Here is a 15,365-nt window from a genome sequence, read left to right as displayed (position 1 = left end):
TTCAATGAGAGTATTTTTGTATTGTATATTTTTAATGATGTTTACAGTAATATTTACTACAAAACAAAACTTTTATATCATTTATATTTTTATTTGGATTTTTTGGATGTTTGAGCTTTATTTAATCCATTATAAAAAAATAAATAATAAAACAGGTTCAAAGTGGCTTAACAACCTGTGGATTGTGATAGTATTAATTACTTTTATTACAATTCAATTGTATTTGGAGTTCAAATTGTAAGAATAAATAATAGAAAATCATAGTATATTACTTATGCACATTTTTGTAATCATGAGGTAATAAACAGTAAACGGTGGGTAAAGCTGGCTTATTAAAGTCAGCTTTATTTTTTTGTGTGCTTTGAAAACCCCCTGCTATGCAGGGGGTTCCGGAAAGCTTTTAGCTATGGACAATAAAAAAACTCCAAACGTACAATAAAGTCAGGTCTAGTCAACCGACTTCGTACGAAAGGAGCCACCATAAATGGATAATAAAAGTTTAGCACATACAACGTGGAATTGTAAGTATCATATCGTCTTTGCGCCAAAGTATAGAAGGCAGATTATTTATGGTCAAATTAAAGCAGATGTTGGAAGAATATTGCGCCAATTATGTGAAAGAAAAGATGTAGAAATCATAGAGGCAACAGCCTGTCCTGACCACATTCATATGTTGGTAAGTATTCCACCGAAATTGAGTGTATCTGCGTTCATGGGTTATTTAAAAGGGAAGAGTAGTCTAATGATTTTCGACCGACATGCGAATTTAAAGTATAAATACGGTAATCGTCAATTCTGGTGTCGAGGATACTATGTGGACACAGTCGGCCGAAATAAGAAAAAGATACAAGAGTATATAAAAAATCAATTACAAGAAGATATCCTGCAAGATCAAATGACGATGAAAGAATTCATTGACCCATTCACAGGAGAAGAAATCAAGAGAAAGAAAAAATAAGTAAGCCGCTTTAGCGGTTTGTGTGAAAACGGAGTGCGGTTGGCAGACCATTCAGAATGTCTTTAGACATGGGCCAGTACCCCAGCGTTTCACGCGCAGAGCAAACCACCAGTTATACTGGTGGTTCTGATTTATACGATGATTTGTCAAATTAAGTGCAACAATTGCTCATTAAAAGCTTCGTTTGCAGTTTTCCAACCAAGACATTTTCTTGGTCGATTGTTGATATAGTTTAATGATTCTGTAAGTTCTTCTGGTGATACTTCTTCGAAATTTGTTTGCTTAGGGAAGAATTCGCGAAGTAATCCATTTCCATTTTCGTTACTTCCGCGTTGCCAAGAAGAATATGCGTCCGCAAAATAAACATCAATTTTCAAGTCTTTTTCTAACACTTTATAGCAGCTAAATTCTTTACCTCTGTCTGTTGTGGCTGTTTTTATAGTGCCTTTTGGTAATTTAGTATGAAGAAGACGTACTGCTCTTGAGCGATTTGGTATCAAAAAGCCAACATACCACCGTGTCATTCGCTCAATACATGTTGCTACACAACCTTTTGCTTTCCCACGTCCAGATACAATTGTATCTAACTCCCAATGTCCAAAGGTTTCACGTTTATGTACTTCTTTTGGGGTTTAGAAATTGGTGTACCAATGTTAAATCTACCCCTTGTTTCGCGGGGCTTTTGACGCTTACCTTTTTGACGGAGAACGGTTATAGGCACTTCTAAAAGACCATCCTAAATCCAGCGATAGATGGTTTTAAAACGCAGATGTCCTTGATACAAGCGGCCGACAATTTGTTCAGGTGACCAAGTATCCCGCAACTTTTCTTGAACAGCTTATTTCGAAAAAAATGCTTAGAAAGAATGCGCCAGATTTATGCGAAAAAATTGTTAAGCGATACAAAGCATACTCATCTGAATTGAGAAAAATAAGAATAGCTAAAATTGTAGCTGAAATAGAAGTTGCTGCTACTACACTACATAACCAAGGTTTTTAACCAAGTATAGGGAAAATCCAAAGGGAATTAGGTAACAAAAGTATTTTTTGGGAAGAAGAAATTAGGCAGGGTTAGAGAGAAGTAGTAATAAATTTAGGTTACAAAGTGGATTAAACCATAAGATTTCCTAAAAAAAAAATATCAAACATAATGCTTCCAAAAGTTTAAATTCTAGTTGAATTTGGAGTTTCGGAAGCACTATTTTATGAACTTTTATGATTTATCTAGGTGTTTTATATTAATTTGGAATGGGATTTTCCCGAAAAGCTCTTTTGTATTAATGCGGGAAACTATATCGTTTATTCAACGGAAATTTTATGATTTACGTCACATAAAAAAGAATAAAGGTATCATCATCTGAAATGTGTATGTATGGATACAAATATTTTAAATACATTTGGCTATGAATTATTTACTAAGTTTTTACTGAATTTAAGGTTAAGCGGTACAACGATATAGTAAAAATGTATACATCAGCAAAATAAGGTATATTATATTTGTTGAATAGATTTTCTTTAAGACAGGAAAAGTAGGTGAACCAAAGTGGGGAAATATCAATTGGATACCAAAGGTAAGGCAGCTGTGGCTAAGTATCATGAAAAACACAAACCTGCCAAATTCGATAAAAAGCAGCAACTTGAGAAAATACGTGCAGAGTATTTGAAAAAGAAGCAAGAACAAACCGATCAATAATATGAATGAAAACATAGGAAGATTAATATCTCCCTATGTTCAGACTGTAGACAAACTCGATGAATTTTGAGTTTGCCTACAGTCTTTTTTCTTTTACAATAAAATAAAGTAAAAAAGTAAAGCCGTTGATTTCCACTACGGGTGGACGCTTTCCGCGGGCGGGGTCGAGCTGCTTCCCTCGCTTCGTTACTGTCGCTTCGCTTTCGTACAGAAAACATCCGCTCAGTCCAGGATCTCGACTTTCCCGCTTTTCCCGCAGGAGTCGCCGCCCTTCGTTCCAATCAACTTCTACATAAAGAATGCCTTATTCATCTATTGATAAAAAGTAAACTTTTGAGGTGATCAACCATGATGACGAAGAATCAAACCAATGAACGTGAACAATTAGAAATGTTAACGATTGATCAATTAGTTCCCAACGATCATTTAGTGCGAAAACTAGAGGCTGCTATTGATTTTTCATTTATCTATCCTTTAGTAGAACATCTCTATTCACCTAATAGGCGTCCAAGTATTGATCCTGTCGTTCTCTTCAAAATGACGTTTATTCAATATGTTTTTGGCATTCGCTCCATGCGTCAAACGATCAAAGAAATTGAAACGAATATGGCGTATCGCTGGTTTTTAGGATTTGGCTTCCATACAGAAGTCCCGCATTTCTCCCCTTCGGTAAAAATTATGTCCGTCGCTTTCAAGACACCGATATATTTGAACAGATATTCTATCGTATATTAAAAGAAATTATGCATCAGGGACTCCTCCATGCAGACCATCTATTTATTGATTCCACGCATGTGAAAGCGAGTGCGAATAAACGGAAGTATGATAAAAAGGTCGTGCGAAAAGAAACACGAGCTTATGAAGAGAAGCTTCAATTAGAGTTAAATATGGATCGTGAAGAACACGGAAAAAAGCCCTTTCCCCCGGAGATGAACAGACTCCTAAAAGTTAGACACGGTTATTTCATTGAGAAGCTTGGATAAAACGAGTCCGGTATTGCACTAAGGTACTGAAAAAGTACAACATAATATTAAAAGGATTGGAGAAACAGAATTAATTTTCCAATCCCTTTTTCTGTTCGTTCAATTTCTTCTCAATAGTATAATAAAAGGAAAACAAGCTCAAGGTTGTTCGATTATGTTTTCTAAACAAGAAACGTTGAACTTAAGTCTGATATGGTAATCATTCCAAAAGATAATATGCTTCGCCAAATCAATGAACTGGTAGATTTTTTAGTGATAGTAGACCAACTAAAATCAAAGTACTGTTTGGATAAGGGCGAAATGCGATTCCATCCATTCGTATGTTCAATTATATACTCCTGAAAGCCATTTATGATTTATCAGATGTCGATTTAGTTGAACGTTAAAATATGATATGGCTTTTAAATATTTCTTAGGGATGGCACCAGTAGATGATGAGATTGATTCTAGTTCGCTCACAAGATATAAATTTACTGGGGTGACCTCGCACCGTACTCATTTTTATTTTGGATAATTATTTCCATTTCAATGGCGTAGCAATGTTGCTTCTATTTGATGATGTCAATTCGTAAATTATTGTGAGCTAGAAGTGGAGTTAATAAGTGAGCCAAGTACCACAATCATAAATACAAAACAAATGATAGATAAGAATGTGATTTGTATTATAGGCCAAACAACTATCATTGCTTTTATCAACATAGCTATTAATAGCAACGATAATATTCCCATAATAATTTTGATTGATGAAGTATCTTCACATAGAAAAATACTTTTTACTAAACACCAAAAAATAATTACCAGAATGATTATTCCAACTATTTGTAGTAATAAAGGAACAATCAAGTTTAAAGTGAAATTTAAATGATCATCTTTGTTAAAAAATAAGTTAATAATTGATTTTCCAGAATTGACTTCAATTAAAAGAGGAGTAAAAAGTTTATTAGATAATAATAAAAGTAAAACTGCAGTAATCAATCCAATTGCATAGACTAATATAATAAAGCCACTAGTCCCTTTTTCGTCCATTTCCTTACCTCTCTTCACATATAGTTGGAAGAGTATATGTTAAAAATATCATTGCAATTACACTAGTTTGTTAAGAAATTCTCTTCCTCGATTTGTATGAAAACATTTATATTGTTGGAATGGGAGTTTGCTATTGAATACTCTCCACGACAATATACTTTGTGACTTCTCTCTTTATAACATTTTCAAAATCCTTTATATCGAACTGCAACCTTATTTTAGGCACAGGTAGTGACCCCTTAAAGTTAGAGTTTTTATTTATGCAGCTAATTGGCTGGCATGAGTTCGGTATTTTACCGGACTCATGCCGGCCAATTTTTGTTTAATACGTTCGTTGTTATAGTAGTGGATATATTTTTCAATTTTCTTTTTTAACACGTCATATGAGACTAATTCTTCCCCGTGATACATTTCTTGTTTGAGTAAGCCAAAGAAGTTTTCCATTGCTGCATTGTCTGCACACGTTGCTTTGCGAGACATGCTTTGGAAAATCTTGTTCTGCTTTAATGTTTTCACCCATTTATTATGTTGATAGTGCCAGCCTTGATCTGAATGGATTGTTGTTCGATATTCTGCACGTTCTCGAATGACTGGAAGGGCTTGTTTCAATGAGTCCAGCACAAAATCCATTGTAGGCCGTTTAGACATACTGAACCCAATAACCTCTCCGTTATATAAGTCCATAATTGGGCTCAGATATAGTTTTTCATCATCTGTACATTTGAATTCAGTTACGTCTGTCACCAATTTTTGTACGGCGTAAGGCGTATAGAAACGGCGATTCAAACGATTTTTCGCCACTTTTCCAACCGTACCTTTATACGATTTATAGCGCGACTTGCGGACGAATTTCTCACATTTCAAATCTAATTCCTGCATAATGCGCTGTACTTTTTTGTGATTAATGATGTAGCCTTGCGCTTTTAACTCCGTATGAATACGACGATAGCCATATCGTCCTTCATGTTTCTTAAACGTCTCTAAAATCAACGTTTGCCATCCCTTATCTGGATCTTCCTGATGCAGTTGCTTGATGTGATAATGATACGTAGCTTCTGGAATATCTACACGCATTAAAATGTCTTTTAATCGGAATCCTTCTTCTTTGAGTTCAAAGGCAATGACTGCTTGTGCTTTCCGAGGAATGCTTCCGGGTTCTCTCGAAAAGCCTTCAACTTTTTTAAGTATGCCACCTCTAGACGAAGCAGTTCATTTTCACGTTCTAACTGCTCCTCACGTGACATTTCTTTTTCTTGTTTAGTTGGTTTTGATTTTTTCGACATAGATGGGCGCCCCTTTGCTTCTTCTTGCAGGCCCTCTATCCCTTCTTCCAGAAATTTTTGGTTCCATTTAGCGATTAAACGTGGATTGTTCATCTTAAATTGAATCGCTGTCTCTTGATAGGAAGCACCTGTTTGTTTCATAAAGTGTAATACATCTACTTTAAATTGAACAGAATAGACTTCCTTACTTCTTTTTCGTTTAATACCATTATTCCCATATGCTTTGTAGGCAGCTACCCATGTTCTAATTGCTGTATTAGATGGAATGGAATATTTTTTAGCTAATCGTTTAAGACCTATTTTTCCTGTTAAATACTCTTTCACAACCTTTAACTTAAATTCATCGCTATATTTTGCCATAAAAAAACACCCCAAAAGTTTTTTACTCTAACTTTTGGGGTGCAGCACCACAACCTAAAATAAGAGTGCAGTTTTTCTATGGTCAAATCATCGTCAGTACAAGCTGTTGATCATTACATTAAATGGAAATGAAAGTTCTCATGAAATAGCTAAGTCTAGGAATTATAATAAGATTAAATTTAAGATCTAGAAATAGGGAATGGCTGCGTCCAAAAAGTTGCCATCAGTTAATAGATAATTCTTAAGCATGTGCCCCCAAGTCAATTTACTTAATAACCATCGCAGGTATGGTGGCGCGGCATATGCCTTTCCCCACAATAATCAAAACATATGGTACGCTACTACTAAGCAGGGCACAAAGTAGAGGAGGGTTTCGCAATGCATGAGGCATTTATCCAATCGTATTTTTTGAAAAAAGATGAGTCGGTTGAAAAGGTAGAACAGCAAGAGCAATTAATGGTTGCGACTATTGTTAAAAAGACGGCACGTACATTTCGTAAAGTCGCGCATTTAAAGTTGACAATGCATACAGCATTTACTGCCCCTCTCCCTAAAAAATTAGCATCCTATAAATTCACACCAAATGCGAAGCGACTGTTAGATGAATCGAATGACACGATTCAACAGTGGCTACAACAGGGCTGGATTGTGCGCGAAATTCGTTATCACACGGACGGCATTAGCGTTAAGGAGGATTATTACCGCATTGGCCCGGCTTACATAGAAGCGCAACAAAAATCCGAGCAGCAACAGTTCATAAAACAACAGCAACAGATGCAGACGTTACAGCAAAGGGCGGAGCAACTAGCGTTACCAGAGATATTTCAACAGGCGATTGAATGGAATGCGCTGCCTAAACAGTGGACGGTGCAAAAGAGAATGAAATATATTGAGTTTTGTTTAGCGTTTTATGCGTTATCTGTGCAAAAGGACCTATTTGATTTTAAGGAGATCGGCGCGAGCTTACACGATAAGATAGGAGGTTCAAAAGTATTTGATCAAGAGCGGGAGGCTTTTTTAGCGCAGTTGGAGCAAAGTCGGATTGACCCGACGCTTTATGGGCTTGTAAGCATCGGAAAAATTGTGCCAATTTATTTTACTGGTAATATACAAAGCAGTGTTGCGACGTATGTAATTGGCGCGGTACATGCGACGACGGATAATGCGGTCTTAACATCACCTTTTACAACGACAAGTACAACATTATGGCTTGTTGAAAACCGTGCTATTTTAACACGTATGGCTGTAGAGACGGAATTTTTGCGGCAAACGAATTCTTGTATCGTTTGTTTAGACGGACAAATTCGTTCTGCGCATAAACAATTTATAGAGCAATTACTGCAATCAGCTATTAAACAAACGATTATTTGGACAGATACCGATAGCGCAGGTATCACGATTGCTAAATATGCTGCCGCCTTAGTTAAGGGAACGGTAAAAATTGTTGGGCGAGATTATGAACTGTATCATTCAATCGAGAGCTATGCTGCCCAGGTGCAAGAGGCACATGAACAGGAGCAGCAGTTAGGAGGGGTGGAACAATGGATAAAATGGATATAAAAGCACCGATTTCTATTTTTACAAGCGATTACCAAACTGCAGAATTTATGAAGTCAATGCGTGATTTAGCATCATTAGCAGGTGTCTTAAAGGAATTGAGCACCGAAAAAATGTACGATTCCCCAATCGAAACCATTCGTTTTTTAAATGTCATTCAGTTAATTAATGAGGCCTCTCTGGGCATTAAAGATGCTATTGATAACGAAGAAGTGCTGTACTACCGATATCAGTCTACGTATTTACAGGACAATGATCCGCCAACATTAGCGCAAATTACGAGAATGCTCACAATTTTAGAACGCAATAATTGGATAATCAAACAGAGCCGTCAAATTAAAATGCGTGACCGGGGGAAAAATTTAATGGACGGATTAATTCGCATGGGAAACGATGCACTTGCTTACTATATGCAGGATGATATTGGTCGCTCGCTATTTCAAGCAAGACGCGATGCCGAAATAAGTGCCGCCTACGACGACCAAGGGATTTCTGGAGGCAATAAAATCGCATCAATGATTTACAATGTGGAAGAGGCGATTAAGCAATTAGAGGAACGTCAGCTTGAACTCCTTGCTGATCGCAATGCCTTACCGCAGTTGGAGAAAATTAATCACCTAATGCAAGAGCTTGAAACAAAATTAAATGAGCGCTTACAACAGTTTGGCACTGTCGAAGAAAGTACGAAAATGAGCGATTTAATGCGCCGCGGAACAGCTGCCATTTCAAAAGGGACTTCTCTTAGCTTAAGCTTGCTTACAAAATATATCCGCTTTGTCAATATGCAGCTCACACCTACCGCTAACACCATTTCACCTGAAAAAGTGCGCCAGTTTATTTTGGCGATGCATTCACCAGAAGCTAATCCGAATATCCCGACAGCCCATGATATTTTAAGTTTTATGGAACAAAATCAATATGAAGAAGAGGCGATGGATGGCCTGTGGGTCCCTGTAAAATTTGCTGCACCAATTGGTCCGCAGGATATTACAGATGCCATCCATTATTTGCAAACGTATGAACCGAAGCTAGAAAAGCCGATTTCTCATCAGCCTAAGCCTGAATATGAAGAGACCGAAATGGATGTTCGTCCAATAAAAGAAGCCTTGGAGGAAGTTTCATGGAAAATGACCCAATCACTAATTGATACAGAGCGAATTGAAAATTTTTTAAGTGAACATGGTGAAACAGAAATGGAAGAGCTCATTGTGGAATCAAGCTCAAATAGATGGCATGATGCCATTCTTTCATTATTAGCTGTCTCCGCATTAACTAGTAACAATAAGGTTGAACAGCAGCGTATCGAACAAACGAAAGATTATGAAAAACAATGGGAGTGGATAGACGATGACGACAAACGATTCACGGTTCGACAATACCCTCATGATGATGAATAGTTTAAAGGGTTATTTAACTACCGAAGAAGAATTAGCATTTATGCAGTTATTATTTTCTTCATCTGCATCGATCAAAGGGGCAAATTACGGCTTAGCTAAGAAGGATTTAGAAAAGTTGCTTGGCATTAAAAGTGGAGATGATGATGCTTTCCATTCATTCATCAATCGTTTAAATGCTGCGTTAAGTCGCTATTTCCGTATTATTTATGATGATCGTCGAGACCGCGTGATTGTCATGATGCATGTAACGGCAAAACATGCGAAATCAACATTAAGCAGTGAGGCACTCGCGATTATGTTGTATTTGTTTTATCACCAAGAAGTACTCGGGCATGAATTTACGCTGCTGCATCAAATCCTAGTTGATTTTGGCCATGAATCGCTAAATGCCAATCGCAAATTAAAAAATAATATCGACCAACTGAAAAAAATTGGCGCGGTTACAGACTACGAATCCGTCTCTGAAGAGGCATATATGTTAACAGCCATAGGAGTACATATGTTTTCAGAATCATTTTTACGACGTACAACGGAATTTGCCCAGGAAACACAGCTTAGTAAAGAAGAAGTAATGAAGTTTTTCAATCGTTATAACCTACATATCAAGGAGGAAAACGAATGATCCCGTATCAATTGAAAATTCATGGTGTTCGCGACTACTCACCGCGAAACATTGATTTTGGGGAAGCAGACGAGCATATTTTAATTACTGGTCCAAATGGTGTAGGGAAATCGACATTAACATTTTGCCTTGGTGCCGTGCTACATTCTTCGAAGGTAGAATTAGAGGGACTTCGTTCAACAAATTTAAAAGTAAATGACCCTTGGTATGCACGTATAACACTCGTCTTTTTAAATGAAGGACCTACGAAAATTGATGGTCCTAAATTTATCGCCTTTCAGCTGACAGTTAATCAAGATACGAAAAATAGCCCGATTCAGCGCGAGTATGAGGTGTTAAATGGGCAAGATACAGCTAATTTAACATCTCATGCCCGCTATACATCTGGTGGTACAGCGGGTCGTACACTCAAGGCGTATCGCGAGGATTTACGTGTGCGCTATAAAATTGAACCAGATGTTTATTATTTAATTTGGTATCAGCAAGAAGTCAATCAATTTGCGGCGATGTACCCGGAAGAGCGTTTCCGCAAATTTAGTGACATGTTTGAGATTTCTGACATGCAAAAGGAATGGGAAAATTCATTAGAAAAAATTAAAGAAGTTCGCACGGAAATTGAATATTTAAAGGGTATTCAAAAAGGTGCGGAATTAAGTGTAAATGCGGCTCAAACCGAGCTCAATAAATATTTAGATAACAAAAAACGTATTTTCACATCCGGCCGAAAATACTATACCTTGCTCCATCAAATCATCACGTATTATAGCACCTCAATGGAAAGGATGGCTGAGCAAAAGGCGAAATATCAAGTGGAAAAGGAAAAACTAACGGTTACTCAGCAACAATTAAAGAGTAATATTGAAAGGCTAGAGCAACAAAAATTACAATTATCGGAGAATATTGCGACATTGACACAGCAATTAATCGATATTACCAATAACTTACAGCAGCAAGAAAATGAAGACACACAGCAACAAGCCTTGCAGCAGCAGTTAGAGCAGCAGCTTGAAGAAATCGATGAAAAGCGAAAGTATTTACATTTTGATGCCGAAACGACACAACGTAAGCTAGAAGAAATAAATGAACAATTAGCTACAATTACAAACCAAATAGGTGGGCTCAGTAATCAGCACAGCCAACTACGCCATCAACAACGCGAGCTCGATCAAGAAAAAGTCCGTTTAGAAATCACTTCATCAGAGCTAAAAGAAAAAATCACAAATGCAGAAAAGCACAAAGCAATATATGGAAGCAGTGCGCAAATCGAGCAGCAAATTAACACTCTATCACGGCAAAATGAGCAAGGTTTTGAACAGATACAGCATCTTACAATGGAATTAAAAATGTTGGAACAGAAAGTGACACTGTATGAACAAAAAAAGGTTGTATCCAAACGCCAGCAGCAGGGACTACTTCATTTAAAGCAGCAGCAGCTAGAGGCGTATACATTACGTGAGTTGATCGAACTTATGCCATCTGCTCCATTGGCGTTAGAAAAGCAGCTGGAGGCGATTAAATATACCATTTTTTATGTTGGGAAAAATTATAAGCCAGTCAATGATTTGTATTATGTATCACTTCAACAGCTTGTGCCGACTGAAAGTATCTCGAAGCTACCTGAGTATGGCTTACAAATTCGTAGCGATTTACCTGAACAGCAGCAGAATTATGCGAATAAGGCACTTTGGTGGGTGCAGCAATTTTTCTTAGAGAGCCCGAAAATCGAGCAAGGTCTATTATATGATACGCGCGGTATTCGCGGTGCACAGGAAGCGGCTCAATATATTTTAAGTGATTTGGCCATCGAAAAGTTGTTACAGGAAGTACAACAGAAATATACAAAAACAATGAACGAGAAGCAATATTTAGAACAACAATACGAAGAAAATCAACAACAGTTGAAACAGCTACAAGGTCATCTTCATACGATCCAATTAGCCGAAAGTACTCTATTAAAACAAGCGGATTATGCATCTTATAGGCAGCAGCTTGAGCTTGTCGAGCAAAAATTGTCAGATATTGATGATGAGCTAACCATACTTGAAATCCAACTAGAAAAGCTGAAAGGCGAGCAAATTGATGTACAGTATCATCAGAATGTTTATAAGCAACAATGGCAAATTCATGAGGAGCTCGGTGCCTTTGCAGAGCAGCAAATGCAGCTACAATGGATTGAGCGGACAAGAAAATATTTGCAGCAAAACATTCGAAAACTTATTAAGGAACAAGAGACAAAAGAGCATGAAAATCATCAGCAAAAACGCAAGCAATCACAACTTGGTGAACAGCAACAACTATTCGAAAGCGATTTAAAAATCGTCGAAAGTCAAATAACAGGTTATGATTTATCGATTCAAAAGGCTAAAGAAAAGCTGGAGTTGGATGAAACGATGAAAAGTCGCTGTGAGCTTGATAAAATTGAACTTGAACAGGTTTTACCACAAGAAGCACAGCAACTAGACGAACAACTACTCATGATGAGCTTATCATTGACAATGCTACAGGCTGAAATTGAACAGGCTAAAGCAGAGCTACGCAATGCCCGCTTAGAAAAAATTAACGAAAATGCCCAGCAAAATTATGATCAACAAAAGGCTGATTTCGATAAGAAAAATGCTGATCTAGCGAAATCGGAGCAATTACTTGAAAGCAATACGATTCGTGCAAATGAGCTAGAGGACCGTTTAGAAACCACGATTACGATGCACTTGATAAAAATCAATACGCTTTTCCAAAAGTATATGGATTTGTTTCAATTTGAGGGGCAAGTTGAAAAGGAACGCATTGAAGATAAATCAGGTCGTGTCAATTTCCGACTTTATATTAAAGCGCGTAAAATTGGGCATCAAGGTGCGCTTGAAGATGTGAGTATGAAGGCTCGTAGTGGAAAGGTGGGGCTAGGTGTATCAGGTGGGGAGGAATCACTAAGTTCACTCCTTTTTGCACTCGCACTACTACAAAACTTAGCCACTTCACCAGGCTATATCGTACTCGATGAGTTTGATAGCGCATTAGATGATGAGCGAAAAAATAAAGTGTTTAATCTCTATGCCGAAGAGCTACAACGTAAACTGATTATTGTGTCACCAAAGGGACATGATGAAACGTATTACAACTGCTTCTCGAAAGTATTCATTGTGGAACATGATGCTACGATTCCAAAAAGTACAATTCGTGGGATACAGAATAAGAAGTGAATGTAATTGCTTTTGATTAGTGATTGTATAAGGGTGTGTTAAAGTTTGCTAAACTTTTAACATACCTTTTTCGTATTTAATTGAACTGACATAGTTATTTGTGATAAGGGCCCCATACCATAAATACTTGAAGGTAGGTGATGCAGGGATTAGATCTAAATTTTTAAATTAAATATTAAATAGAGGTGCCTATTTTATACTAATGAACTGAACCCTATTTGGTAGACAGTTTAATAAAAAGGGATGTAGTTTTAGGTTAAGCCGCAATGAGATGGCTTCGGTAAGTTGCCGGAGCCATCCTTTTTAATGTCCATTGCTTTCGTGTGTGATTATAATGGTTCATATAGTCCATCACTATTGTGTGTAATTCTGCCAAACTTTCTGCTTGTTTATAGTCTACTTCATCTTTGAAATGACCGAAAAACGATTCCATTGGCGCATTATCAAGACAATTTCCTCTGCGGGACATTGATTGAAAAAGTCCCATTTCTTTTACACGCTGCTGATATTCTGGGTGTGTATAATGAATACCTTGGTCCGAGTGAATCAGCGCTTCTGGATGAAGATTGCCCTCTAGATGTGTTTTTAACTTTTCAAGCGTCTTATAGACAAGGGACATCTTTAACGTAGTAGATAATTCGTATGCTACAATTTCTCGTGTTGCGACATCTTTCACGCATGATAAATACGCCCTTTGACCACCTCTATATTGCAGATACGTAATATCTGTTAAGAATACTTTTCCTGGCTCTTCTTGCTCAAATGCTCGGTTTAAATGGTTCGGTATACGGCGATGCGCCTCTGTTGCTTTTTCTAACAGACGATACGGATTCGCACGACGTACTTTCGCATATAAATTGAACTTACGCATCAGACGAAGAATCTTTTTATGGTTCATCGGTGTGTCCAACACATCTATCAGTGCCATATAAAATCCACGATAACCAATTTTCCCTTTCGCTTGATCATAAATTGATTTTAATAAGATGTAATCTTGATAATCAGCTTCTTCACGTAAAGCGTGTTTCTCCCTATTTTGAAGCCACTTATAATAGCCGCTTGGACTGACATTCGCTACCTGACAAAGATGACGAGTCATCTTTTTTAATTGATAGAAACGAATTGTTTCATTGATGGCTTGGTATTTCTCTTTCGGTGTTAAAAACGATTCTTTTTCGCCTGCCTTTCCATTTCGTCGAGCTTTTTTAGCAGATGAAGCTCTGCCTCTAACAGTTGAATACGCGCTTCCGCTTTCTCAAGTTTCTTTTCTGCGGATAAGTTTTCAAGGCGTGGACGACCAGTACTCTCTTTTCCACGACGTTCCTCTAAAAAACCTTCCTTACCATGTGTTTGATATGTTTTCTTCCAACGGCTAATTGCGCTTTTAGCTTTCTTAATTCCTATCAGCTCTAAGTCAAATCCCGCTTCTCTGAAGATTTGGACTGGACCTTTTCCTTGTAAATTTGCCTGGACAGCTTTTAATTTAAAGTCGGCTGTATATTGAATTGAGCGGTCGGATACTGAGGCGACATTTGGATTCGCTTCAATTTGTCTGCGTTGGTGTTCGTTAAAAATTATTTTACTCATGATGTTCTCCCGTTCATAAATGGTATGGTTAGTATAACGGGGTTTTCAAACGTTGAAAATAAAAAAACCCCGAATAGGTCCACTTTTTTTAAGTGTCCACTATTCGGGGTTCAGTTCATACATACAAAACGGGCGTTTTTATGTTTTAAAGAGTTTACTATATATTGTGTTTTTGTATAGAAGTTTTCAAATTCTTCTTCATAATGATCTTTTTGCGCTTTTAGACATTTCAACCAATGTAAAAGGATTTTAATCAATGTAGCCATGTTAAATCGCATAAACGAGAACTTTTGCAGAATAGGAATAATCCATGTGAAATCGCTTTAGCTTCTTTGTCCACTGATTTACATACATTTGACAAGTAGCAATATTATAAGCATCCATAGCAGGTAAAATATGATTCTGAAAATATCGATAGTTTTTACAAACTTTCTTTCTTCAACGCTATCTTCATACTGCTCAATCCACATGTTATAAATATCTTGATAAGTTTCATATTGTTGTTGTTTATATGTGCCACTGTATGTCTAGAGCTGTAACTGATTCATAGCATCTTGCACTTCTTTACATGATTTGAAGCTACGTCGAGTAGTAATTAAAGGCTCTCAAGTTAATGAATTTGTACCAAGGTAAAACTTAAACATAAAACGTTTTTCGCCATCTTTTAATGTATACTCTTTGATTTGGGAGTTTCTCTCCAAGT

At 37.1% G+C, this 15,365-nt stretch carries 10 protein-coding genes and 3 pseudogenes; 8 read left to right on the top strand and 5 right to left on the bottom strand.

The features are described 5' to 3' along the window. The first annotated feature begins 484 nt into the window (after positions 1 to 484). The gene (gene tnpA / locus MHI04_RS18055; protein ID WP_036129052.1) at positions 485 to 958 is read left to right on the top strand and encodes an IS200/IS605 family transposase; all 474 of its coding nucleotides are present in this window, start codon (positions 485 to 487) and stop codon (positions 956 to 958) included. 146 nt (positions 959 to 1,104) lie between these two features. Here the strand turns inward: tnpA and MHI04_RS18050 are convergent. Beyond that, positions 1,105 to 1,781 (bottom strand): annotated as a pseudogene (locus MHI04_RS18050) (IS30 family transposase); the annotation flags it as partial. Between the two features lie 719 nt (positions 1,782 to 2,500). Between MHI04_RS18050 and MHI04_RS18045 the strand changes: the two are divergent. From MHI04_RS18045 to MHI04_RS18035, 3 genes and pseudogenes are all read left to right on the top strand, one after another. Then, positions 2,501 to 2,650: a hypothetical protein gene (locus tag MHI04_RS18045; protein WP_186436198.1), complete on the top strand. Its 150-nt coding sequence runs from the start codon at positions 2,501 to 2,503 to the stop codon at positions 2,648 to 2,650. Between the two features lie 348 nt (positions 2,651 to 2,998). Next, positions 2,999 to 3,579 (top strand): annotated as a pseudogene (locus MHI04_RS18040) (IS1182-like element ISBsp5 family transposase); the annotation flags it as partial. Positions 3,580 to 3,787: 208 nt separating this feature from the next. Further along, positions 3,788 to 4,102 (top strand): annotated as a pseudogene (locus MHI04_RS18035) (transposase); the annotation flags it as partial. Between the two features lie 104 nt (positions 4,103 to 4,206). Here MHI04_RS18035 and MHI04_RS18030 read toward each other — a convergent pair. The 3 genes from MHI04_RS18030 to MHI04_RS18020 all read right to left on the bottom strand — a co-directional run bounded on the left by MHI04_RS18030 (position 4,207) and on the right by MHI04_RS18020 (position 6,302). Further along, positions 4,207 to 4,659, bottom strand: a complete 453-nt coding sequence (locus MHI04_RS18030) for a hypothetical protein (RefSeq protein ID WP_342535072.1) — start codon at positions 4,657 to 4,659, stop codon at positions 4,207 to 4,209. Between the two features lie 258 nt (positions 4,660 to 4,917). Next, positions 4,918 to 5,805: an IS3 family transposase gene (locus MHI04_RS18025; RefSeq protein WP_342535784.1), complete on the bottom strand. Its 888-nt coding sequence runs from the start codon at positions 5,803 to 5,805 to the stop codon at positions 4,918 to 4,920. Further along, positions 5,745 to 6,302: a helix-turn-helix domain-containing protein gene (locus MHI04_RS18020; protein ID WP_342535071.1), complete on the bottom strand. Its 558-nt coding sequence runs from the start codon at positions 6,300 to 6,302 to the stop codon at positions 5,745 to 5,747. Before MHI04_RS18020 ends, MHI04_RS18025 begins: the two co-directional genes overlap by 61 nt. Before the next feature lie 378 nt (positions 6,303 to 6,680). On the opposite strand from MHI04_RS18020, the gene MHI04_RS18015 reads away from it, so the two are divergent. From MHI04_RS18015 to MHI04_RS18000, 4 genes are read left to right on the top strand one after another with little or no spacing between them, the layout of a single operon-like run. Beyond that, positions 6,681 to 7,862, top strand: coding sequence for a DUF2399 domain-containing protein (locus MHI04_RS18015; RefSeq protein ID WP_342535070.1), 1,182 nt, complete (start codon positions 6,681 to 6,683; stop codon positions 7,860 to 7,862). Continuing rightward, positions 7,844 to 9,256 (top strand): hypothetical protein, encoded by a 1,413-nt coding sequence (locus tag MHI04_RS18010; protein WP_342535069.1) that lies wholly within the window; start codon positions 7,844 to 7,846, stop codon positions 9,254 to 9,256. Before MHI04_RS18015 ends, MHI04_RS18010 begins: the two co-directional genes overlap by 19 nt. Continuing rightward, positions 9,207 to 9,878, top strand: coding sequence for a hypothetical protein (locus MHI04_RS18005; protein ID WP_330493715.1), 672 nt, complete (start codon positions 9,207 to 9,209; stop codon positions 9,876 to 9,878). Before MHI04_RS18010 ends, MHI04_RS18005 begins: the two co-directional genes overlap by 50 nt. Further along, a complete protein-coding gene (locus MHI04_RS18000) occupies positions 9,875 to 13,075 on the top strand; it encodes a hypothetical protein (RefSeq protein ID WP_342535068.1) in 3,201 nt (1,066 codons plus the stop codon). The genes MHI04_RS18005 and MHI04_RS18000 overlap by 4 nt, the downstream gene beginning before the upstream one ends. A gap of 256 nt (positions 13,076 to 13,331) precedes the next feature. Here MHI04_RS18000 and MHI04_RS17995 read toward each other — a convergent pair. Further along, a protein-coding gene (locus MHI04_RS17995) for an IS3 family transposase (RefSeq protein ID WP_342535067.1) occupies positions 13,332 to 14,662 on the bottom strand; the annotation gives its coding sequence in 2 pieces (ribosomal slippage) (positions 13,332 to 14,284 and positions 14,284 to 14,662; 1,332 coding nt in all). Positions 14,663 to 15,365 lie beyond the last annotated feature (703 nt).

It is taken from the genome of Lysinibacillus sp. FSL K6-1151 (assembly GCF_038630755.1).
GTDB classification, from domain to species: domain Bacteria; phylum Bacillota; class Bacilli; order Bacillales_A; family Planococcaceae; genus Lysinibacillus; species Lysinibacillus fusiformis_D.
The sequence above is the reverse complement of the archived record's forward strand: the minus strand, read 5'-3'. Positions and strand labels throughout refer to the sequence as shown.

Coding starts and splice junctions, on each gene's coding strand:
- tnpA (WP_036129052.1), top strand. CDS start 485: ATGGATAATAAAAGTTTAGCACATACAACGTGGAATTGTAAGTATCAT.
- MHI04_RS18030 (WP_342535072.1), bottom strand. CDS start 4,659: ATGGACGAAAAAGGGACTAGTGGCTTTATTATATTAGTCTATGCAATT.
- MHI04_RS18020 (WP_342535071.1), bottom strand. CDS start 6,302: ATGGCAAAATATAGCGATGAATTTAAGTTAAAGGTTGTGAAAGAGTAT.
- MHI04_RS18015 (WP_342535070.1), top strand. CDS start 6,681: ATGCATGAGGCATTTATCCAATCGTATTTTTTGAAAAAAGATGAGTCG.
- MHI04_RS18010 (WP_342535069.1), top strand. CDS start 7,844: ATGGATAAAATGGATATAAAAGCACCGATTTCTATTTTTACAAGCGAT.
- MHI04_RS18005 (WP_330493715.1), top strand. CDS start 9,207: ATGACGACAAACGATTCACGGTTCGACAATACCCTCATGATGATGAAT.
- MHI04_RS18000 (WP_342535068.1), top strand. CDS start 9,875: ATGATCCCGTATCAATTGAAAATTCATGGTGTTCGCGACTACTCACCG.